The sequence below is a fragment of the Cobetia amphilecti genome (assembly GCF_020217465.1).
In the GTDB taxonomy this organism is placed as follows: Bacteria; Pseudomonadota; Gammaproteobacteria; order Pseudomonadales; family Halomonadaceae; genus Cobetia; species Cobetia amphilecti.
The window spans coordinates 193,201-213,295 of sequence record NZ_CP084115.1; the positions used below are offsets into that span (position 1 = coordinate 193,201).

The window sequence follows — 20,095 nt, forward strand, 5'->3', positions numbered from 1 at the left end:
CGCTTGTCGCGTGGGATCAACCCGCTTTTCATTGCCTGTGGCGCGCTTTACCATGAGCGCCTGGCATCGATGACTATCAGATTAAAGGACATGCGCCGTGAACCCGGTAACGCACAGCTTCCAGTACGGTAATGACACCATCACCCTCGAGACCGGCCGCATCGCGCGTCAGGCGACCGGTAGCGTGATGGTGACCATGGGCAATACCTCGGTGTTGTGCACCGTGGTGGCCAAGGCGTCGCCGAAATCCGGCCAGTCCTTCTTCCCGTTGTCGGTCCACTATCAGGAGAAGGCCTACGCGGCGGGGCGCATCCCCGGCGGCTTCCTCAAGCGCGAAGGGCGTCCCACCGAGAAGGAAACCCTGACCTCACGCTTGATCGACCGCCCGATGCGCCCGCTGTTTCCCGAAGGCTTCATGAATGAGGTGCAGGTGGTCTGCACGGTGATGTCGGCGGAGCGCAATGTCGACCCGGACATCGCGGCACTGCTCGGCACCTCTGCAGCGCTTTGCATCTCCGGTGTACCCTTCGCGGGCCCCGTGGGCGCGGCGCGCGTCGGCTTCAGCGAGCAGCGCGGCTACTTCCTGAATCCCGGCTACAGCGAACTGGCGCATTCCGAGCTGGACATGGTGGTGGCGGGGACCGAGAAGGCCGTGTTGATGGTCGAGTCCGAGGCCCAGGAGCTGCTGGAAGACGAGATGCTCGGCGCCGTGCTCTATGGCCATCACGAGATGCAGAAGGCCATCACGGGGATCGAGACGTTCGCCGCCAAGGTCAATCGTCCCAAGTGGGCGTGGGTGCCGCAGAAGCTCGACCGCGTGCTGGTCGAGGCGCTGGAGCAGAGCTTCGCCACCCAGATCGGTGATGCCTATCGCCTGAGTGACAAGATGGCGCGTCAGGACAGTCTGTCGGCGCTCAAGGCGCAGGCCATCGACCTGCTGGGCGCCGAGGATGATGCGCGCTTCAGCGTCGAGGCCGTCGCCACGGCCTTCGCGGCGCTCGAGAAGCGTATCGTGCGTCAGCGCGTGATCGCCGGCGAGCCGCGTATCGATGGTCGTGATACGCGCACCGTGCGAGCGCTGGACATGGCGGTGGGCGTGTTGCCCAAGGCGCATGGTTCGGCGCTGTTCACCCGCGGCGAGACCCAGGCGATCGCCACTGCCACCCTGGGGACCACGCGCGACTCACAGCTGATCGAAGGGCTGTCCGGCGAGAAGCAGGACCGCTTCATGCTGCACTACAACTTCCCGCCCTACTGCGTTGGCGAGACAGGCTTCATCGGCGCGCCCAAGCGACGTGAGATCGGTCATGGGCGTCTGGCGCGTCGTGGCATCGAATCCATGCTGCCGTCGCTGCAGGCCTTCCCCTACGCGATCCGTGTCGTCTCCGAGATCACCGAATCCAATGGTTCGAGCTCGATGGCGTCCGTGTGTGGCGCCTCGCTTGCGCTGATGGACGCCGGTGTGCCGCTCAAGGCGCCGGTCGCGGGTATCGCCATGGGGCTGGTCAAGGACGCCAATGGCGTCGCGATACTGACCGATATCCTCGGCGATGAGGATCACCTCGGCGACATGGACTTCAAGGTCGCGGGGACCGCCGAAGGCGTTACCGCGCTGCAGATGGACATCAAGATCGAGGGGATCGACGAGGAGATTCTTGAGCAGGCGCTGGAACAGGCCCTCGAGGCACGTCTGACCATCCTCGCGCAGATGAATGAGGTGCTGGCCGCCAGTCGCCAGGAAGTCTCGGACAATGCCCCGGCGATGCTGTCCCTCAAGATCGCGCCCAACAAGGTGCGTGACGTGATCGGCAAGGGCGGCTCCACCATCCGCAAGATCTGTGAAGAGACTGGCGCCAATGTCGATCTCGACGATGATGGCAGCGTGCGCATCTATGCCGAGCACAAGGCGCAGGCGCAGGCGGCTGCCAAGTACGTCGAGGGCATCATTGCCGAGGCCGAGATCGGCAAGCTCTATGCCGGCAAGGTGGCGCGCATCGCTGACTTCGGTGCCTTCATCACCTTCATGCCGGGCACTGATGGTCTGCTGCACATCTCGCAGATCGTCGAGGAGCGGGTCAATGACGTACGCGACTACCTCAACGAAGGCGATGAGGTGGTGGTCAAGGTGCTCGACATCGACAACCGCAATCGCGTCAAGCTGTCGCTGAAAGAGATCAGCGAAGAAGAGAAGGCGGCCTTTGCCGCTGCTCAGGCTGAAGAGGCCGCCGCCCAGGACTGACAGATCGTCGCGGAGAGCCCCCGCCCCGGTCTTGCCTGCTCTGCATGAGAGGCGAATCCTCCGGGCAAGAAAAAGCCCCCGCCAGGTCACTGGCGGGGGCTTTTGCATATCTCCCTGCTCGAGATTGCGCGAGCGGCGGGAGCTCATGCGGTCGGCAGGTGTGAGCGATCAGCTGCGCTCGATGGCCAGCGCGACACCCTGACCGCCACCGATGCACAGGGTCGCCAGACCCTTCTTGGCATCACGCTCGATCATCTCGTGCACCAGCGAGACCAGCACACGGCAGCCGGAGGCGCCGATCGGGTGGCCGAGGGCAATGGCGCCGCCATTGACGTTGACCTTGTCGACATCCCAGCCCAGCTCCTTGTTGACCGACAGGGCCTGGGCGGCGAAGGCTTCGTTGGCTTCGATCAGGTCGAGGTCTTCCAGGCTCCAGCCGGCCTTCTTGAGGCACAGGCGAGTCGCCGGCGCCGGGCCGATGCCCATGATCTTCGGATCAACACCCGCGTTGGAGTAGGCCTTGATGGTCGCCAGCGGCGTCAGGCCCAGCTCGCGTGCCTTGTCGGCGGAGCACAGCATGACCACGGCAGCGCCGTCGTTGAGCGCCGAGGCGTTGCCGGCGGTAACGGTGCCATCCTTCTTGAAGGCCGGGCGCATGCCGCCGAGCTTCTCGGCCGTGGTACCGGCGCGCGGGTTCTCGTCGGTATCGAAGACGATCGGGTCGCCCTTGCGCTGCGGGATCTCGACCGGGACGATCTGGCCCTTGAAGCGGCCAGCTTCGATGGCTGCGCAGGCCTTCTGCTGAGAGGCGGCCGCGAAGGCGTCCTGGGCTTCACGGGTGATCTCGTATTTCTCGGCCAGATTCTCGGCGGTGATGCCCATGTGGATGTCATTGAAGGCATCCCACAGACCGTCGTGGACCATGGAGTCGATCGCCTTCCAGTCGCCCATGCGCTTGCCGTCACGCGAGTTGGGCAGCACGTGCGGAGACAGGGACATGTTTTCCTGACCGCCGGCCAGAATCAGCTCGGCATCGCCGCAACGGATGGCCTGGGTGGCCAGGTGCAGCGCCTTGAGGCCAGACCCGCAGACCTTGTTGATGGTCATGGCGGGCACGCCTTCCGGCAAGCCTGCCTTGATGACCGCCTGACGTGCCGGGTTCTGACCGCACCCTGCTGTCAGCACCTGACCCAGAAGCACTTCATCGACCTGATCGCCACTGACACCCGTGCTGGCGAGGATATCCTTGATGACATGTGCGCCGAGATCCGCGGCGGAAATGCCAGCCAGGCTGCCACCGAAGGCGCCTACGGCGGTACGACGGGCTGCTACGATCACCACATCCTGCATCTGAACGCTCCTGTTCTCTTGCGAGACTGTCTGAGTCAATTGGCTGCGACTATGGCCATGCCATCAAGCGGGCGAGGCGCAGTCCTGCTGAGGTGAGATTCCAGCATAAGGCAGTTTTGTGCGGTGCGGCAATCGCCAAAGGGCATCTCCAGTGTCAGCCTTTAGCCATACGTATCGCCTGTCCAGACGGCACGACGCCAGCGCTCTGGCAGGCAGGGCTGGCGTCGTGTTGGAGCGCTCGCGGCAGGCTCGAGGCCTGAAAGCATCAGCCCTCAGGGCGTGGAGCGGCAGGCAGCAAGGGGTGCTCAGGCCATCTGGACCGGGATGGCGTTGGCCGTATGGCTGACCTCGTTGCCTTCCATCAGATAGACCATGGAGGGCTTGTGCGCGTCCAGTTCGCTCTCGGCGTAGTGGGCGAAGGCGCAGATGATCACGCGGTCGCCGACGTCGGCCTGGTGGGCTGCGGCGCCGTTCACCGAGATGATCTTCGAGCCTTCTTCGCCGCGAATGGCATAGGTGGTGAAGCGCTTGCCGTTGTCCACGTTGTAGATCTGGATCTGTTCATACTCACGAATGCCTGCCATGTCGAGCAGGTCGCCATCGATGGCGCAGGAGCCCTCGTAGTTGAGGACGGCGTGAGTCACGCGGGCCATGTGCAGCTTGGCCTTGAGCATGATGGCTTGCATCAGGATGTCTCCAGTTGAGCGCCGCCGGGCGCAGATCGAGGCCCTGGGACCAGGGCCATGGCGCGTATGACGTGGCGGACAGTGCCACGCCAGGGTGCAAGGCGGCGCAGTCTAATCAGGCATCAGGCCACCGGCAAGGCGACCTTCAGGTTATCGAGCAGGCGCGTACGGCCCAGATGAGCGGCGACCAGAATCACCGCCTCGCGCGTGTCATCCTCGACCGCCCCCAGGTCAGCCGCGCGGCGCAGCTCGAGATAGTCCGGCTTGAAGCCGCTCTCGCTGATGGCGGCCAGTGCCTCGCGCAGCGCCACATCACGCGCCACGCCCTGCTCAAGGCGAGCCTTCAGGGCGTCGAGGCACTGCTTGAGACGCGGCGCGATGGCGCGCTCCTGCGTACTCAGGTAGCCGTTGCGTGATGACAGTGCCAGACCATCCTCAGCACGCACGATGGGCACACCGATGATCTCGATGCCGAAGTGCAGGTCGCGGTTGAGCTTGCGGATCACGGCCAGCTGCTGGAAGTCCTTCTCGCCGAAACAGGCGACTTCAGGGCGCACCAGATTGAACAGGATGCTGACGACGGTGGCGACGCCATCGAAGTGACCTGGACGGTTGCCGCCGCACAGGCCTTCGGAAACGCCCGGCACCTGCACGTTGCACAGTCCGTCGCGGCCCGCGGGGTAGAGTTCCGCCGTCGAGGGGGCGAACAGCAGGTCACATCCTTCTGCGGCCAGCGCATTCTGGTCGGCCTCGAGGGTGCGCGGATAGCTGTCGAGGTCTTCGCCGGGGCCGAACTGCAGCGGATTGACGAAGATACTCGCGACGACCATGTCGGCATGGCGGCGCGCTTCACGGACCAGCGACAGGTGGCCGGCATGCAGGTTGCCCATGGTCGGCACCAGGGCGATACGCAGGCCATCGCGGCGTGCCTGGGCGAGTTGCTCGCGCAGGGCGTTGATCTGGGAGACGGTTTTCATCAGAAGCCGTGCTCCGGCGCCGGGAAGCTGCGCGTCTTGACCGCCTGGTGGTAGGCGGCGAAGGCCTCCTGCACGCTGCCGGCATCGCTCATGAAATTCTTGACGAAGCGCGGCTTGCGGCCGGGTGTCAGGTCGAGCATGTCGTGCATGACCAGAATCTGGCCATCGACGTCCACGCCAGCACCGATGCCGATCACCGGCACCTCGACGGCATCACGAATGCGCGCGGCCAGCTCGGACGGCACGCATTCGAGCAGGATGATCGCGGCGCCTGCGGCTTCCAGCGTGCGCGCATCGGCGATGATCTGCTCGGCGCGTGCCTCGTCGCGACCCTGCACCTTGTAGCCGCCGAAGGCATGCACGTGCTGTGGCGTCAGGCCCATGTGCACGCAGACCGGCACGCCACGCTGAACGAGCGCGGTGACGGCTTCGGCCAGCCAGGCTTCGCCTTCGACCTTGACCATCTCGGCACCGGCACGCATCAGACGCGCCGCATGGTCGAGCAGGATGTCGGTGCTGGCATTGCTCATGAAGGGCAGGTCGGCCATCAGCAGGCTGCCTTGCTTGCCACGTGCCACGGCGGCGGTGTGGTAGCAGATGTCATCGATGGTGACGGGCAGGGTGCTGGTATGGCCCTGCAGGACCATGCCGAGAGAGTCGCCGACCAGCAGCACTTCAATGCCGGCATCGCTGGCAAGATGAGCAAAGGTGGCATCGTAGGCGGTGAGGCAACTGAACGTCTCACCATCGGCCTTGAGGCGGCGCAGGGTGCTCAGGGTGACGTTTTTCATCGGGACGCTTACTCGTTGCGGCGCGTATGACGCGGCTGCCCGTGGCGTCGAGCAGCCGCGATCGCGAGAAGGCCGCCGAGGGCGGACTGCGGGCGACACGGGCCGGTGTTACCAGAAAGTGTTACCGCACAGGCCAAAGTGGGCACGACGGTAACAAGATGGCGAAACTCTACTCCTGAGGTCCGAGGGGGAGCAAGTCATCGCCCTCAACTCGAGACGCCAGTGTTTCGAGATTCTCCTCGCCCAGCACGCTAAGGCGCTGCGGGCCCAGCAGGTCAGCCAACGGACGCATCACGAAACCACGTTTGAGCATTTCGCGATGGGGCACGACGAGACGCGGCGTCGAGATCCTGCTGTCATTGAAGAGCAGCAGGTCCAGATCCAGCGTGCGGGGGCCCCAGTGACGCAGCCGCACGCGGCGATGCTGCTGTTCCAGGGCTTGCAGTTGATCGAGCAGGGCGAGGGGAGACAGGCGGGTCGATAGCTCGGCGACGGCGTTGACGAAGTCGGGCTGGTCCTGCGGGCCGACCGGCTTGCTGGCATACAGGCGAGAGTGTCGCGTACAGCGGGTCAGCGGCAGCCGGTCGAGAGCCTCAAGCGCGCGCTCCAGTTGAGCGCGCGGATCGTCAAGATTGGCACCGAGGCCAATCAAGGCTGTCGAAATCATGCGGAGTTCCTGCGTGGAGACGGCAGTGGCTCAGACGAGCCACTGCTCAGCCCTGGCCGCGACCATTGCGCCGACGCTTGCCGCGACGCTTGGTGCCGACCGGCTTGCTGCCGGCGGGGCCTTCATCGGAGACACCTTCGATCATCGTGACCTGGGTGAGAGCATCGACTTCCTGGAAGTCGGTCCACCACTTGCCCAGCCCCGGCTTCACTTCGCCGGCGAATTCGCGCAGCAGCAGGAAGTCGTAGGCGGCGCGGAAGCGCGGATGCTCGCGGGTCTGGAAGGCGCGCTTGCCACGGCGACGCGGCAACTTGGCCTGCATGTCCCAGATCTCGCGCATCGGAATGCTGAAGCGCTTCGGGATCGAGGTGTGGTTGAGCTGGCGAGCGATCGCCTGCTGAGCCGCCTGGTGGGCTGCCGGAATATCGGGCATGCCACTGGCGATCAGCTGGTCGGTACGCGCCTTGACGCCCGGCCACAGCAGGGCGGCATACAGGAAGGCCGGCGTGACCGGCTTGTCTTCGCGGATGCGGTCGTCCGTGCTGGCCAGCGCCTTCTCGATCAGCGGCATGGACCAGTGATAATGCGCGAAGCTCTCTTCCGTCTCGGGGAACAGCATCTGGAACAGACCAAACTCACGCAGGAGATGGAAGGTTTCCAGTGCATAGCCGGACATGAACAGCTTGAGCACTTCCTCGAACATGCGCGCCGGCGGAATCTGCAGCAGCAGCGGGGCCAGTTCGTACATCGGTTCGGCCGTGGCCTCCTCGATGTCGAAGTCCAGCTTGCCGGCGAAGCGGACGGCACGCAGCATGCGCACCGGGTCTTCGCGATAGCGTGTTTCCGGATCACCGATCAGGCGAATCATGCGCGCTTCGATATCGCGTACACCATTGGCCCAGTCGTGGATCGTGAAGTCGGACACGTCGTAATAGAGGGCATTGATCGTGAAGTCGCGGCGCAGCGCGTCCTCCTCGATGGAGCCGAAGACGTTGTCGCGCAGCAGCATGCCATCTTCCGACTGCTGGGTATGCTGGCTGGGCGTGCTATCGGCCGGCTTGCCGCGGAAGGTGGTGACCTCGATCACCTCACGACCGAAGCGCACGTGCACGATACGGAAACGACGGCCGATGATGCGGGCATTGCGGAACAGCTCGCGGACCTGTTCCGGCGTGGCGTTGGTGGCCACGTCGAAGTCCTTGGGGCGTTGCCCGAGCAGGGCATCACGGATACAGCCACCGACCAGATAGGCCTGATATCCACCGCTTTGCAGGCGATAGAGTACCTTCAGCGCATTCTCGCTGAGCTGGCGGCGGGACACGGGATGTTCATCCCGCGGTATCACACGCAGGCTGGGCAATGGGGCCGCGGGCGCGTCAGTTGCATTGAAAAGCGTCTTCAAGCGGTCACCGGGGCGTTGTAGAAAGCGGGTAAATCCTTTGAGCATGCAGCGATTCGACTCGTGCGTGGCAGGCCGCCCAGTGTAGCCGAGGGCAGATACCTTGGCAAAGCGCCGGTCTGCCATCCAGGGGCCGACTCTGCACTTCAAGGCGTCTGACGAGGCGAAAATCACCTCTCAGACAAGGAAAAAGGGAGACCGATCACTCGGTCTCCCTTGCAGGTAGGGTACACGCATCCTTGAGCGGATGTTCTTTTTCGTGATGGCGCATCGCCCTGAATACGCACCACAGTCACAAATCAATGCAGACAGATCCTTCGTGTTGCAGATCATGTTGTTGTTGTCTGGCTGTCTGTTCGGTGACCATCTCGTATTCAAAACAATCTTCCATTCACCGACGGCTGAGTAGCCTCCCCCCGCGAGTTGTTGTTGTTTCGGGGGTGATCCGGGGTCGAGCTTGTTGTTCTTGTTGGTGCTCGAGGCCGGATTCGTCGCGTCCTGGTCAGTAGATTCCGGACTGCCGATATCTTGTTGTTGTTGGATCGGCGGATGATGAACTGCGGCCGTTTGTTCTTGTTTTGGCTCTTGCCTGTCACCACTCATGTAGTGAGGCATGCGGTTCATCATCAATGTCACGCGCTCGACGGGTATTGTTCTTGTTGGTGTCGAGGGTTTTCGAAGCATTGCGCGTTCTTGTTGTTGTTGGGCGCGCTTCGTATTTCCGGTTGTTCTTTTTCTTGACCGTGTTATTGCATCGGATGTGCCACAGCTTAAAAAAAACCAGCAATTCAGTCATTTAGACATAGGTCGCTGAGACGTGAGGTGTAGAGAGGTGCGAGGTGTTACCTGACGTGGCCATTGGTGCGCTGGATGGGGTCATGATTTGGGGTCGATGGTAACAATTGGTGCGAAGGTCTAACGAAGTGCCTTGCAAGCTAATGATTGAGCTGGGTTTTTTGCGAGTCTTTCGACACTAAAGTCTAGCGATGCCCTCGATGATGCGGGGATCTCTGGCAGGCAAGGTGGCGCCGCAGGCGGGTTGCTCGCTCGGGAGGGCACCTGCATGGTGCAGTAACTTCAGCGCAGTAACTTCAGCGCAGTGACTTCTGTGCGCCAGCGTCATTGCCCCAGTATCGCTCCAGCTTCATTACGCCGACGTCAGTTTGCGGGAGAGCTGCGGCGGCCCTTGCGACGTGGAATGCCCAGGCGCTGGCGTCGCTCCCAGAGGTTCTTGCGGCTGATGCCGAGGCGGCGTGCGAGCTCGGTCTCGCTCATGTGGTCCTGATGCTCGAGCACGAAGTGCTGGAAGTAGTCCTCCAGCGAGAGGTCTTCCTCCTCACCGGCGTCGCCGACCACCGAGAGGCCGCTGCGTGGAGTGTCCGCAGGCGGTGGCTGGCCCATGTCCTGTTGGCCGGCCGTGGGCTGACCTGTCACAGGCGCTGCGGCCGTCTCGGGACTTGCGTCCCTGGCGGCGCCTTTCACTGTGCCTTTCATCGACCCTTTCATCGCTCCTTTCGCCACCCCTTTGCCCGCTGTCTTCGGCGCCTGAGCAGTGGACGGGGGCGCAGGGTTTGCCGTTGCGGCGGGCGCTGGCTGAAGCGGCTGCCCTGAGGGCGTGCGCAGGCCGAGGTCTTCCGGGGCGATGATGCGGCGCTCCGCCAGGATGACGCCACGCTCGAGGGCGTTTTCCAGCTCACGCACATTGCCGGGCCAGGCGTAGTGATGGATTTCCTGACGCGCCCGCTGAGAGAGTCGCATGCCGTCACGGCCATGCTTGCGGGCGATGCCGGCCAGCAGGTGCTCGGCCAGTTCCAGCACGTCATCGCCGCGCTCACGCAAGGGAGGCAGGTCGATCTCCATCACGTTCAAGCGGTAGTAGAGGTCGAGGCGAAACTCACCGCTGGCCGAGAGCTGGTGCAGGTTGCGGTGGGTCGCGGCGATGAGGCGGATGTCGACGTAGCGGGTCTCGATCGCCCCCACGCGGCGAATCTCGCCCTCCTGCAGTACTCGCAGCAGGCGCGCCTGGGCATCCAGCGGCAGTTCGCCGATCTCATCCAGGAACAGTGTGCCGCCGTCGGCGGCTTCGATCAGACCGGTGCGCGAGCTGGTGGCGCCGGTGAAGGCGCCTTTTTCATGGCCGAACAGCTCGGACTCGATCAACGTCTCGGGAATGGCGGCGCAGTTGACGCAGATCAGCGGCGCCTGATGGCGTTCGCTCTGACGGTGGATGGCGCGTGCGACCAGTTCCTTGCCGGTGCCGGACTCACCGAGCACCAGCACGGTGACGTCGGCGGGCGCAACCTTGCGGATGCGGGTATAGACCTGTTGCATGGCGCGACAATGGCCAATCATCTCCACCGGCTTGTTGGCCGTGCCAGCATGCGCCTGGGGAGGAGGGGGCGCGGCGCTCGGCGCCCCCTGGCGTGGCAGCGACAGCGCATCTCGCACGCTGCGCGCGAAGGCCTGCTGATCGAATGGTTTGGGCAGATAGTCGGCTGCCCCCGCCTTCAGACAGCCGATAGCGGCGTGCAGGCTGGGGTTGTCGGCCAGCAGCAGCACGGGAGTTGGCCGGCTGGCGCGCAGGATCGGGTCGGCATGCTCTCCGGCCAGTTCGCTGTCGCAGATCACCAGCGCGAAGTCGGCAGGGTGCTGCAGACGGGCATCCTCCAGGCCGCTGGCCTGCACCACGTCGTGACCCTCGCGCTCCAGCAGATGCTGCAGCGTGTTGCGCGAAGCACCTTCCTTTTCGACGATCAGAATCCGGGCCATGGGGTGATGTCGCTCGCCTGAGGGTGTGCATGAGGGAATGACTGTCGTTCGAGTCTGTCCTGTTCCCACAGGGGAGGCAATCCGACAATCGTGGCTGTTGTCAGGCGTCCCGAGTGCATGGCGTGCCTGGTCTCAGCTGCCCTCAGTTGCCCTCAGTTGCCCTCAGTAGTCCTTGGCATTGGAGCAGTGGCCGCACTGAGTGACGGCGCGGTGCCGACCGCCGCGAGTGACCAGCGAGGAGTGGCGTGGGCGAGTTGCTCAGCGGGGCTGGCGGTCGCCAGTTCGGGTGGCGGCGCCTGGCCGAGCAGCGTCAGGGTATGGTGCAGCAGCGCTCGAATCGCGTTGGCGTCTTCCGGCAGGGCCGGCGCCAGATTCTGCTTGGAGAGCTTCTGGCCATTGGCGGCCGTGATCAGCGGCAGGTGCGTCAGGCGGGGCATCGGCAGGTCAAGCGCGGCCTGCAGCAGACGATGCCAAGGGCTGTTGTCGAGCAGATCCAGCCCGCGCACGACATCGGTGATGCCCTGCTCGGCGTCATCCACCACCACTGCCAGCTGATAGGCCCACAGGCCATCGCGTCGCTTGAGCACCACATCGCCGAGCGTGGCGAGATCCAGCTGGACCGCGCCCTGCAGGCGGTCCTGCCAGCCAGCGATGGCCCGGGTGCCGCCGAAGCGCTCTGCCGCACGCACATCCAGCCGCCAGGCATGCTCGCCCGTGGGAGGCTCAGCTCGCTCACGGCACCAGCCGGGGTAGATGGCATGCTCGCGCCACTGCTTGCGCGAGCAGTCACACGGGTAGGCGATACCACTGGCCTTCAGTTGCTCCAGCGCCTCGGCGTAGGCGGCGTGACGCTGGCTCTGGTAGCGGAGCTCGCCATCGCGCTGCAGGCCGAAGGCATCCAGCTGACGCAGGATGGTATCGGCGCTCCCGGCGGGGCAGCGCGGCGGGTCGATATCCTCGATACGCACCAGCCACTCGCCGCCGTGATGGCGGGCATCGAGATAGCTGGCGACGGCGGCCAGCAGTGAGCCCGCATGCAGCGGGCCGGAAGGGGTAGGGGCAAAGCGGCCACGGTAGGCGGTAGGCATGTGGGCTCCGTCATCCTTCGTGGTGGGGAATTCGCAGGCAGCAGGGCCTGAACGCATACGGGCACCGCTCCGAGGAGGGTGCCCGTATGGGGGATGAGGGCGACGGCCTGACGTCGCTTCATCGACAGCAGGGCTTAGCGGCCCAGCTGCTTTTCCTTCAACTCGGCCAGCGTCTTGCAGTCGACACACTGGGTAGCGGTCGGACGTGCTTCCAGACGACGAATGCCGATCTCGACGCCGCAGGCTTCGCAGAAGCCGTAGTCGTCTTCATCGATGTTCTCGATGGTCTCGTTGATCTTCTTCAGCAGCTTGCGCTCGCGATCACGTGTTCTCAGTTCGAGGCTGAAGCCTTCTTCCTGAGTGGCACGGTCTGCAGGGTCTGCGTAGTTGTTGGCATCTTCCTGCAAGTGACGCACGGTGCGATCGACCTCTTCCATCAGCTCCTGTTTCCAGTCCAGCAGGATCTGACGGAAGTGCGCTAGCTGCTTCTCGTTCATGTACTCTTCACCCGCTGCCGGCTCATACGGGGTGAATTTCTTAAGCGCTTCCGGCTTGGTTTCAGCTAAGGGCATGGGACCGCCTCATTCCGCAAGGTGACTTGGGCCGTCGACAGTCTGTTGCACTGCCTCCTTGGCCACGGCGAGGGGGCTGTCCTGACTGCTGCCCTCGCGAGAAGATCAGCTTATTTAGCGTAAAAATGACAAGTTTGCAACCGATCTCCGACGATAGTTTGTAGCGGGCAGTGGTCCGGCGTGTACCGGCAAACACCGATTTTCCTGCACGAAGGGGCTGGGAATGGGCCTTGGCAGGCGCCTAGAATGAAGCTCCCATCCTGAGGAGTGTTGTCATGCCGTTTGCCCGCCGTCTTGAATCCGTCGCTGCCTTTCGCGTGATGACGCTGCTGGAAGCCGCCCAGGCACGCGAGGCCGCGGGCCATGACGTCATTCATCTGGAAGTGGGCGAGCCCGACTTCCCGACCCCCGCGCCGGTGATCGCCGCCGGGCAGGCGGCGCTGGCGGCCGGTCAGACGCGCTACACCCCTGCCTGCGGCCTACCGGCCCTGCGCGAGGCCATCGCGGCAGACTATCAGCGCCGCCACGGCGTCACGGTGTCTCCCTCCCGTATCATCATCACGCCCGGCGCCTCCGGTGCCTTGCTGCTGGCCACATTGCTGTACGCCGAACGTGGTGATAGCGTGTTGATGGCCGACCCGACCTACCCCTGCAATCGCCACTTCATGGGCCTGGTGGATGCCCAGCTGGATGTGGTACCCGTCAACGCCGAGAGTGGCTGGCAGCTGACCGCCGAACTTGCCGATGATTTCTGGTGCGAGAACACGCGGGCCGTGATGGTGGCATCGCCCTCCAATCCCACCGGACACGTGCTGTCGCCCGAGCAGTTGAAGGCGCTGGGCGAGCTGTGCCAGTCGCGTGATGCGCACCTGCTGGTGGATGAGATCTATCAGGGGCTGACCTATGGCGTGCCTGCGCACACCGCACTGGCGGAGTGCCCCGACGCCTTCGTCATCAACAGCTTCTCGAAATACTTCGGCATGACGGGCTGGCGGCTGGGCTGGCTGGTGGCGCCGGAAGCCGCGGTCGAGCCCTTGTCACGCCTGGCGCAGAATGTCTTCCTGGCTGCCTCGACGCCTGCCCAGCATGCGGCGCTGGCGGCCTTCACGCCGGAATGCGAAGCAGAGCTCGAGCGGCGTCGGCAGGTACTCGAAGCCCGCCGTGGCGTGCTGCTGGCCGGGCTCGAACGCCTGGGGCTGGCGCCGTCGGTGCCGCCGCAGGGCGCCTTCTATGTCTGGCTGGATATCTCGCATCTGAGTGATGACAGCGAGGCCTTCTGCCGCGCACTGCTGGAAGAAGAGAATGTCGCCATCACGCCGGGCACGGACTTCGCGCTGGCTGAAGGGCGTCGCCATGTGCGTATCGCCTTCACCGCCGATGAGGCGCGTCTGCGCGAGGCCCTGGCCCGCATGGACCGCTTCCTTGAGCGGCGTGCCACTCAGGCGGGAGTGTCGGCTTGATGGTGCTTGAGGGGCTGTATCGTGGTCGTCTGATCCGTCGCTACAAGCGCTTCTTCGCCGAGGTGGAGCTGCTCGAGGGTGAGCGGGCCGGTGAAGTGGTGACGGCGCATTGCCCGAATACCGGCTCGATGCGCGCAGTATGCGTTGAAGGTTGTGAGGTATGGCTGTCGCCCTCCGATAACCCCAAGCGCAAGCTCGCCTGGACCTGGGAGCTGATTCGCCTGCCCCTGGACCCACCCGGCGCTGACGGCCGGCGTGAGGCCTTGGTGGCGGTGCATACCGGGCGTGCCAATGCCCATGTCGAGGCGGCGCTGCAGCAGGCCAGTGTGAGCGTGCTGCACGAAATGGGGCTCGCCGACTTTGCGCGCCTCAAGCGCGAGTCGCGTGTCGAGGTCCTGCTGCCGGGCAATGACATGCCGGAGCGCTCACGGCTCGATTTCCAGATGTGGCCGAAGAAGGAGGGCGCGGCCTCGATCTATCTGGAGGTCAAGCAACTGACGCTGCGTGAATCCGACGGTCACGGCTATTTCCCGGACTCGGTGAGCACGCGTGCCCAGCGTCATCTGGCCAGCCTCGCGGCGCTGGTCGCAGCAGGCCATCGCTGCGTGCTGGTGTTCTGCGTCGCCCATGACGGGATCGAGGATGTCGCACCGGCGGCGCATCTCGACCCGGTCTATGCGCAGGCCTTTGTCCAGGCGCAGGCCGCCGGTGTCGAGGTGCTGGCGCTGGGCATGCAGATCACGCTCGAGGAGTACCTTTCAGATGCGGGTCAGCCGCTGTGGCGAGCAAGGCTGGGTCTGACGCACGCGCTGCCACTGCATGACACGCGCTTTGCTGGCTGATCAGGTCGCTGGCGCTCAGCCTGTCAGTCAGCGCTCGCCTCTCTCCATAATCTCTCTATCATCTTTCTATCATTTCTCCCTCACTTCTCCACTGCTGCCTCCCATAGCAGCAGCTGTGCTGGTGAGGCGTCGTTGTGCACCCGCTCAACGTCCAGCGTGGTCAGGCGTTGGCCGACGCAGGGTCCGCTGATGCAGGTGCCGTGATGCGGTTCGAAACAGGCCTGATGGTGGTGGCAGAGAATCAAGCCGCCGGTCGCGTCCATGTAGGGATCGCCAGTCTCGTCTTCGGTCAGCATTCGGCTGCCCTGGTGCGGGCAGCGGTCGAGGAAGGCGCGCGGGCCGTCGGGCTGCATCACCAGCAAGGCCGGACGGCCATCATCGAGTGTCAGTGCCATGCTGCGGCCGATGGGCAGTGATGGCAGCGGCAGTCTCAAGCACAGCCTGGATGAGGGCCCTTGGGGGAGTGTTGGTGGCCTTTCGGACATGAGGGGGCTCGCATCGGGTATCATGGCAGCGTTGGCACGCTCTCTTGTGGTCTTTTACCGTGTCTTGCCGCTTCCTTCCATGCCGGGTCATCTTCATGTCGCTATTTCGCCGCTCGATCACTTCCAGCTTCCGCTCCAGCAACGAATCCGAGACGCCTGAGCGCACGGCCGGGGTGAGCCGTCGCCAGTTGCTGGCCGGCATGGTTGCCTCGGCGGGCGGGCTTTCCGTACTGGGCACGGCACTGGCCAGCCCGCTCGCGCAGGCCGCTCAGCCGGCCAACGGGCCGTTGCCACCGCTGCCGGCCTGGCATGACCCCAAGGCGTCCCACCCGTTGCTGGGCAGCATACTGGTCGCGGAGGGCAATCGTCGTCTGTCGCCAGCGGCGCTGGTCGATTGGAGTCAGGCGCACTCGATGGTGCTGCTGGGCGAGCATCACGACAATCCGGACCATCACCAGCTGGAACGCTGGTTGATCGATGCGCTGGTCGCGCGGCGTCAGTTGGGCGGTGTGGCGCTGGAGATGCTGGACACGACTCAGGATGCCGCCTTGTCGCTGGCCAATCGTACGTCGCTTGCGGTTGCGGGATTGCCGGATGACGAGCTTCAGCAGCTGCTGGCCTGGAATGCGCGCTGGCCCTTCACCGACTACGCCCCTCTGCTGCGCGGAGCGCTGGACAGTGGTGCGCCACTGGCCTCTGCCAGCCTGTCGGCGGCACAGCTGGAGGCCAGCATGGCACCGGGACAGTCGCCGCTGGCACTGCCGGAAGCGGTGCTGCGTCTGCAGCGTGAGGCACTGGATGAAGGCCATTGCGGCCTACTGGGCGCAGAGCGCCTGGATGCGATGCTGCGTGCGCAGCTGGCACGTGATCAGCAGATGGCAGAACGCCTGGAGGGCCTGGCGGCCGATGGCGCCACCAGCCTGCTGGTGTGTGGCTCCGGTCATGCCCGTCGCGATATCGGCGTGCCGCGCTGGCTGGACGGCAGCACGTTGTCCGTGGCGCTGATGCCGGTGGCCTGGGATGACGCGGGCCAGCCGCTGACACATCTCACCGATTATCTGCCGGAAAGCGCCGGTGCGGCGCCGGCCTATGACCTGGTGTGGTTCACGCCGGCGACGGCGCCAGTCGCGGATGCCTGTGAAGGCCTGCGTGAGACGATGCAGACGACCGTCAGCTAGCGGCCAGTCAGCGCCTGGAAGTCAGCTACACAACAGCGGCCTGAATTGCCGGCATGAAAAAAGGCACCTCTCGGAGGTGCCTTTTTCGTTGGTGCGACCTGCGTGGCGCAACCTGAACAGTGACGCGATCAGGCGTTCTTGAGATCCGACGCGCTGTCGGCACGCCGACGCGGTGCCTTCTGCGGCGTTTCGTCTTTGTGACTGTCGTTGTGGCTGTCGTTATGGCTATCGTTGCTGCCAGCCTGCTCACGGAAGCGGTCTTCGATATAGGTGATGCGCGTGCGGCCGTGGGGCACCGGCTTGAAGTCGGCATCGACGCTGACCAGCACGATGCGGTCGATGGTCAGGATGCGCTCGCGGGTGATCTTGTTGCGGATCTCGACGCATAGCGAGATCGAGGTGCGACCGAAGGCGCTGGCGGTGATGCCCAGTTCGATGATGTCGCCCTGACGCGCGCTGGAGACGAAGTTGATCTCCGACATGAACTTGGTGACCACGCGCGAGGTGCCCAGTTGGACGATGGCGTAGATGGCCGCTTCTTCATCGATCCAAGCCAGCAGGCGTCCACCGAACAGGGTGCCGTTGGGGTTGAGATCTTCAGGCTTGACCCACTTGCGGGTATGGAAGTTCATGCACTCTCTCCTCGGGATGCCGGCGCACCTCACCGGAAGTGCGTGCCGTGATCCTCAGCTGCGTTTACCCCGAAAGTATATAGACTTTAGTTGCGACTGTCTGTGCATGGCCCGGATAGCGCAGCGCTATCGCGGCGCGGAAGAATTGCTGGCGTCATGACGCGAAACGGCCGACAGGAGTGTCCTGTCGGCCGTTTTCTTGCGGTGCCTGGCGCTTGGTCTGTGGCGACTGCTGTAGGGTGCCTGAACTCAGCGCTGGTCGGGCGGGCAGTTGTCGCGACAGACGCGGAAGATGGCCACTTCCCCGAACAGGTTCGGCCACCAGGTCGCCGCCGGGTGTGGCTCGTGATCGCCATTGCCGACCGCGCGATCGATGATCTTGAGGCCCTGGGCGCGACACAGGCGCTCGAAGTCCGCGAAGGTCGACAGGTGGATGTTCGGCGTGTCGTACCAGGCGTGAGGCAGCGACTTGGAGACCGGCATGCGCCCCTTGAGACCAAGGTGCAGGCGGTGACGCCAGTAGGCGAAGTTGGGGAAGGTGATGATGGCCTCACGCGAGACGCGCATCATCTCCTCCAGCGCACGGTCCGGGCGACGCAGTACCTGCAATGCCTGGGACATCACCACGCGATCGAAGGTGTCATCGGCGAAGTTGGCCAGGCCATCATCGACATTCTGCTCGATGACGTTCACGCCACGTGCGACACAGGCACTGATGTTGTCTGGGTCGATCTCAAGGCCATAGCCGAAGACCTGCTTGGTCTCCTTGAGGGAGGCCAGCAGGGTGCCGTCACCGCAGGCGAGGTCCAGCACGCGCGCGCCTTCGGGAATCCAGTCATGAATCTGGGCGAGGTCGTTACGCATGGCTGGTCTCCTTGGTGCTCGGCTTTTGCGTGGCTTGCGCGCCACAGGCGTGGTCGTAAGCGCGAGTCAGGAAGTTGCCCAGTACCGTCTCGTAGCGTTCGCCCGGCAGCAGGAAGGCATCATGGCCGTGCGGCGAGTCGATGTTGGCGTAGCTGACCGACTTGCCGGCATGGATCATGGCATTGACCAGCTCGCGAGAGCGTGACGGCGCGAAGCGCCAGTCGGTGGTGAAGCTGACTACCAGTACCGGGCAGCTGATCGGCGCCATGGCCGCGGACAGGTCATCGCCTGCCGTGGCGGCAGGATCGAAGTAGTCGAGCGCCTTGGTCATCAGCAGGTAGGTATTGGCATCGAAGGCGGTGGAGAAGGTGTCGCCCTGGTGGCGCAGATAGCTCTCGACCTGGAAGTCGACGTCGTAACCGAAGTTGAGGCGGTCCTGACGCAGGTCGCGCCCGAACTTGGTGCCCATCGAGTGCTCGGAAAGATAGGTGATGTGACCGACCATGCGCGCCAGCTTGAGGCCGCGCTTGGGCACGGCATCGACACGCGAGTACCAGCCGTCATGGAATTCCGGGTCAGAGCGAATCGCCTGACGCGCGACTTCATTGAAGGCGATGTTCTGCGCCGAGAGTTTCGGCGTGCAGGCGATGATGGCGACGTGACCGACGCGATCAGGGTGGTCCATCACCCACTGCAGCGCCTGCATGCCACCCAGCGAGCCGCCGACCACCGCCGCGAAGCGGGTGATGCCGAGAGACTCGGCGAGGCGCTTCTGGCTCTCGACCCAGTCAGGCACGGTCACCAATGGGAAGTCAGGCCCCCATTGCTCGCCCGTTTCCGGGTTGATCGAGGTCGGGCCGGTGCTGCCGTGGCAGCCGCCGATGTTGTTCAGCGCGATGACGAAGAAGCGCGAGGTATCAATGGGCTTGCCGGGGCCGATGTAGTCGTCCCACCAGCCAGGCTTGCGGTCGCTCATGGCGTGATAGCCGGCCGCATGATGGTGGCCGGTGAGGGCATGACAGATCAGGATGGCGTTGCTGGCGTCCGCGTTCAGCTCGCCGTAGGTCTCGTAGACCAGCGAGTACTGCTCGAGGCGTCTGCCGCAGGCCAGCTCCAGCGGGGTATCGAAGTGGGCAGTCTGGGGCGTGACGAGACCGACCGAATCCGGGGGCAGGGAATCAGGCATCGTGGTGAAGGTTTCCAGCATCATGTCCAGCAGAGTGTTCGGGGCAAGGCCCGTGTCCGGGGCGCGAAGCCGCGGTGATGCGCCTTGTGGGCGTCTCGTGCACCGTGGTTCTGGCTTCGGCCGAGGGCTCACTCTAGCACAGCGTGCGCACGCGTGATCCAGTGAGACGCGATGCAAGAGCGCCCGCCACGGGAGTGCGTGGCGGGCGCTGATCTCGTCGGCCTGTGCCTGGGCGCGTGCAAGCCAACCCTGCTGGCGGAGCGCCGGCTTAACTGAAGGCGCTGCGCAGCATACCCAGTGACGGCAGGGTCTGGTTGATCAGGCTGCCGACCAGGTTGAGCGCGATGAACACGAAGATCGGAGACAGGTCGAGCATGCCGATCGACGGAATCACCTTGCGCACCGGCTTCATGATCGGATCGACCAGCTGGTGGACCAGGATGGCGCCCGGGTGGTTGGCCTGCGGTGCGACCCACGACAGGATGATCATCGCGATCAGGGCGAAGAAGTAGATGTTGATGATGCTGTCGAGAATGGTGCCCAGCGCCGTCAGCGCGATGAAGCCGACCGGCAGCATGCCGCCACCGAACAGGGCGCCGATCGCGACCAGTACCAGACTGACGACGATGAAGGCCGCGGCCAGGGTGGCGATGTCGAAGCGACCCAGCGGGCGCAGGATGCCCTGCAACGGGGCCACCAGCGGGTTGGTCGCCTTGACCACTGACTGGGTGACCGGGTTGTAGAAGTCCGCGCGGGACAGCTGCAGCAGGAAGCGCAGCATCAGGATGTAGACAAACAGTTGCAGCAGGATGGTGACCAGCTGAAGTCCGATATTACCCATAGCACCCATGGGGCTTTCCTTAAGACGGTGAGAAGTGGGCGCGCGATAGTGCACGCGTCATGCCGCTAG

General features: G+C 64.3%; 18 protein-coding genes and 2 pseudogenes. 4 read left to right on the forward strand and 16 right to left on the reverse strand.

What is annotated here, in order from left to right; translation table 11 throughout:
* Positions 1 to 97: 97 nt before the first annotated feature.
* Entirely contained in the window at positions 98 to 2,239 is a 2,142-nt protein-coding gene (gene pnp, locus LCW13_RS00875) for a polyribonucleotide nucleotidyltransferase (protein WP_043333405.1), read from the forward strand.
* Between the two features lie 168 nt (positions 2,240 to 2,407).
* On the opposite strand, the gene LCW13_RS00880 is transcribed toward pnp, so the two are convergent.
* The 11 genes and pseudogenes from LCW13_RS00880 to dksA form a co-directional block, all read right to left on the reverse strand.
* Positions 2,408 to 3,589: an acetyl-CoA C-acetyltransferase gene (locus LCW13_RS00880; RefSeq protein WP_043333407.1), complete on the reverse strand. Its 1,182-nt coding sequence runs from the start codon at positions 3,587 to 3,589 to the stop codon at positions 2,408 to 2,410.
* Between the two features lie 305 nt (positions 3,590 to 3,894).
* Complete coding sequence (panD, locus tag LCW13_RS00885) at positions 3,895 to 4,275, reverse strand: aspartate 1-decarboxylase (protein WP_043333409.1); 381 nt, start codon at positions 4,273 to 4,275, stop codon at positions 3,895 to 3,897.
* A gap of 122 nt (positions 4,276 to 4,397) precedes the next feature.
* Positions 4,398 to 5,252 (reverse strand): pantoate--beta-alanine ligase, encoded by an 855-nt coding sequence (panC, locus tag LCW13_RS00890; RefSeq protein ID WP_043333411.1) that lies wholly within the window; start codon positions 5,250 to 5,252, stop codon positions 4,398 to 4,400.
* Entirely contained in the window at positions 5,252 to 6,043 is a 792-nt protein-coding gene (gene panB / locus LCW13_RS00895; protein WP_043333413.1) for a 3-methyl-2-oxobutanoate hydroxymethyltransferase, read from the reverse strand. Before panB ends, panC begins: the two co-directional genes overlap by 1 nt.
* A 169-nt stretch (positions 6,044 to 6,212) precedes the next feature.
* Positions 6,213 to 6,710 (reverse strand): 2-amino-4-hydroxy-6-hydroxymethyldihydropteridine diphosphokinase, encoded by a 498-nt coding sequence (folK, locus tag LCW13_RS00900; protein WP_043333416.1) that lies wholly within the window; start codon positions 6,708 to 6,710, stop codon positions 6,213 to 6,215.
* 46 nt (positions 6,711 to 6,756) lie between these two features.
* A complete protein-coding gene (gene pcnB, locus LCW13_RS00905; RefSeq protein ID WP_225347479.1) occupies positions 6,757 to 8,157 on the reverse strand; it encodes a polynucleotide adenylyltransferase PcnB in 1,401 nt (466 codons plus the stop codon).
* A gap of 129 nt (positions 8,158 to 8,286) precedes the next feature.
* The gene (locus tag LCW13_RS00910; protein ID WP_156961880.1) at positions 8,287 to 8,793 is read right to left on the reverse strand and encodes a hypothetical protein; all 507 of its coding nucleotides are present in this window, start codon (positions 8,791 to 8,793) and stop codon (positions 8,287 to 8,289) included.
* A gap of 474 nt (positions 8,794 to 9,267) precedes the next feature.
* Positions 9,268 to 9,444: pseudogene (locus tag LCW13_RS17565) on the reverse strand (sigma-54-dependent Fis family transcriptional regulator); the annotation flags it as partial.
* Between the two features lie 291 nt (positions 9,445 to 9,735).
* A pseudogene (locus tag LCW13_RS00915) lies at positions 9,736 to 10,878 on the reverse strand (sigma-54-dependent transcriptional regulator); the annotation flags it as partial.
* A gap of 152 nt (positions 10,879 to 11,030) precedes the next feature.
* Positions 11,031 to 11,966 carry a tRNA glutamyl-Q(34) synthetase GluQRS gene (gene gluQRS / locus LCW13_RS00920; RefSeq protein WP_043333421.1) on the reverse strand — a complete coding sequence of 312 codons (936 nt, stop codon included), beginning with the start codon at positions 11,964 to 11,966 and terminating at the stop codon, positions 11,031 to 11,033.
* Positions 11,967 to 12,100: 134 nt separating this feature from the next.
* Positions 12,101 to 12,538 carry an RNA polymerase-binding protein DksA gene (gene dksA / locus LCW13_RS00925; protein WP_043333424.1) on the reverse strand — a complete coding sequence of 146 codons (438 nt, stop codon included), beginning with the start codon at positions 12,536 to 12,538 and terminating at the stop codon, positions 12,101 to 12,103.
* Between the two features lie 275 nt (positions 12,539 to 12,813).
* Here dksA and LCW13_RS00930 point away from each other — a divergent pair, with 275 nt between their 5' ends.
* On the forward strand, positions 12,814 to 13,998 hold the full coding sequence (locus LCW13_RS00930; protein WP_043333426.1) for an aminotransferase class I/II-fold pyridoxal phosphate-dependent enzyme: 1,185 nt from the start codon (positions 12,814 to 12,816) through the stop codon (positions 13,996 to 13,998).
* Positions 13,998 to 14,840 (forward strand): DNA/RNA nuclease SfsA, encoded by an 843-nt coding sequence (gene sfsA, locus LCW13_RS00935; protein WP_043333428.1) that lies wholly within the window; start codon positions 13,998 to 14,000, stop codon positions 14,838 to 14,840. The genes LCW13_RS00930 and sfsA overlap by 1 nt, the downstream gene beginning before the upstream one ends.
* Before the next feature lie 80 nt (positions 14,841 to 14,920).
* Here sfsA and LCW13_RS00940 read toward each other — a convergent pair whose 3' ends face one another.
* On the reverse strand, positions 14,921 to 15,274 hold the full coding sequence (locus LCW13_RS00940; protein ID WP_052384522.1) for a Rieske (2Fe-2S) protein: 354 nt from the start codon (positions 15,272 to 15,274) through the stop codon (positions 14,921 to 14,923).
* A 146-nt stretch (positions 15,275 to 15,420) separates the two neighbouring features.
* On the opposite strand from LCW13_RS00940, the gene LCW13_RS00945 reads away from it, so the two are divergent.
* Positions 15,421 to 16,503 carry a ChaN family lipoprotein gene (locus LCW13_RS00945; protein ID WP_043333432.1) on the forward strand — a complete coding sequence of 361 codons (1,083 nt, stop codon included), beginning with the start codon at positions 15,421 to 15,423 and terminating at the stop codon, positions 16,501 to 16,503.
* A gap of 128 nt (positions 16,504 to 16,631) precedes the next feature.
* Here the strand turns inward: LCW13_RS00945 and LCW13_RS00950 are convergent, their stop codons facing one another.
* The 4 genes from LCW13_RS00950 to LCW13_RS00965 form a co-directional block, all read right to left on the reverse strand.
* On the reverse strand, positions 16,632 to 17,135 hold the full coding sequence (locus tag LCW13_RS00950; RefSeq protein WP_084589372.1) for an acyl-CoA thioesterase: 504 nt from the start codon (positions 17,133 to 17,135) through the stop codon (positions 16,632 to 16,634).
* Positions 17,136 to 17,384: 249 nt separating this feature from the next.
* The gene (gene metW / locus LCW13_RS00955) at positions 17,385 to 17,999 is read right to left on the reverse strand and encodes a methionine biosynthesis protein MetW (protein ID WP_043333435.1); all 615 of its coding nucleotides are present in this window, start codon (positions 17,997 to 17,999) and stop codon (positions 17,385 to 17,387) included.
* Positions 17,992 to 19,185: a homoserine O-succinyltransferase MetX gene (gene metX, locus LCW13_RS00960; protein ID WP_043333508.1), complete on the reverse strand. Its 1,194-nt coding sequence runs from the start codon at positions 19,183 to 19,185 to the stop codon at positions 17,992 to 17,994. The genes metW and metX overlap by 8 nt, the downstream gene beginning before the upstream one ends.
* A 268-nt stretch (positions 19,186 to 19,453) precedes the next feature.
* Positions 19,454 to 20,035, reverse strand: a complete 582-nt coding sequence (locus LCW13_RS00965; RefSeq protein WP_043333437.1) for a YggT family protein — start codon at positions 20,033 to 20,035, stop codon at positions 19,454 to 19,456.
* Positions 20,036 to 20,095 lie beyond the last annotated feature (60 nt).

Excerpts from the sequence above, each read along its gene's own strand:
- LCW13_RS00880 (WP_043333407.1), bottom strand. The coding sequence starts at position 3,589 with ATGCAGGATGTGGTGATCGTAGCAGCCCGTCGTACCGCCGTAGGCGCC.
- panD (WP_043333409.1), bottom strand. The coding sequence starts at position 4,275 with ATGCAAGCCATCATGCTCAAGGCCAAGCTGCACATGGCCCGCGTGACT.
- panC (WP_043333411.1), bottom strand. The coding sequence starts at position 5,252 with ATGAAAACCGTCTCCCAGATCAACGCCCTGCGCGAGCAACTCGCCCAG.
- panB (WP_043333413.1), bottom strand. The coding sequence starts at position 6,043 with ATGAAAAACGTCACCCTGAGCACCCTGCGCCGCCTCAAGGCCGATGGT.
- folK (WP_043333416.1), bottom strand. The coding sequence starts at position 6,710 with ATGATTTCGACAGCCTTGATTGGCCTCGGTGCCAATCTTGACGATCCG.
- pcnB (WP_225347479.1), bottom strand. The coding sequence starts at position 8,157 with ATGCTCAAAGGATTTACCCGCTTTCTACAACGCCCCGGTGACCGCTTG.
- LCW13_RS00910 (WP_156961880.1), bottom strand. The coding sequence starts at position 8,793 with ATGCTTCGAAAACCCTCGACACCAACAAGAACAATACCCGTCGAGCGC.
- gluQRS (WP_043333421.1), bottom strand. The coding sequence starts at position 11,966 with ATGCCTACCGCCTACCGTGGCCGCTTTGCCCCTACCCCTTCCGGCCCG.
- dksA (WP_043333424.1), bottom strand. The coding sequence starts at position 12,538 with ATGCCCTTAGCTGAAACCAAGCCGGAAGCGCTTAAGAAATTCACCCCG.
- LCW13_RS00930 (WP_043333426.1), top strand. The coding sequence starts at position 12,814 with ATGCCGTTTGCCCGCCGTCTTGAATCCGTCGCTGCCTTTCGCGTGATG.
- sfsA (WP_043333428.1), top strand. The coding sequence starts at position 13,998 with ATGGTGCTTGAGGGGCTGTATCGTGGTCGTCTGATCCGTCGCTACAAG.
- LCW13_RS00945 (WP_043333432.1), top strand. The coding sequence starts at position 15,421 with ATGTCGCTATTTCGCCGCTCGATCACTTCCAGCTTCCGCTCCAGCAAC.
- LCW13_RS00950 (WP_084589372.1), bottom strand. The coding sequence starts at position 17,135 with ATGAACTTCCATACCCGCAAGTGGGTCAAGCCTGAAGATCTCAACCCC.
- metW (WP_043333435.1), bottom strand. The coding sequence starts at position 17,999 with ATGCGTAACGACCTCGCCCAGATTCATGACTGGATTCCCGAAGGCGCG.
- metX (WP_043333508.1), bottom strand. The coding sequence starts at position 19,185 with ATGCCTGATTCCCTGCCCCCGGATTCGGTCGGTCTCGTCACGCCCCAG.
- LCW13_RS00965 (WP_043333437.1), bottom strand. The coding sequence starts at position 20,035 with ATGGGTGCTATGGGTAATATCGGACTTCAGCTGGTCACCATCCTGCTG.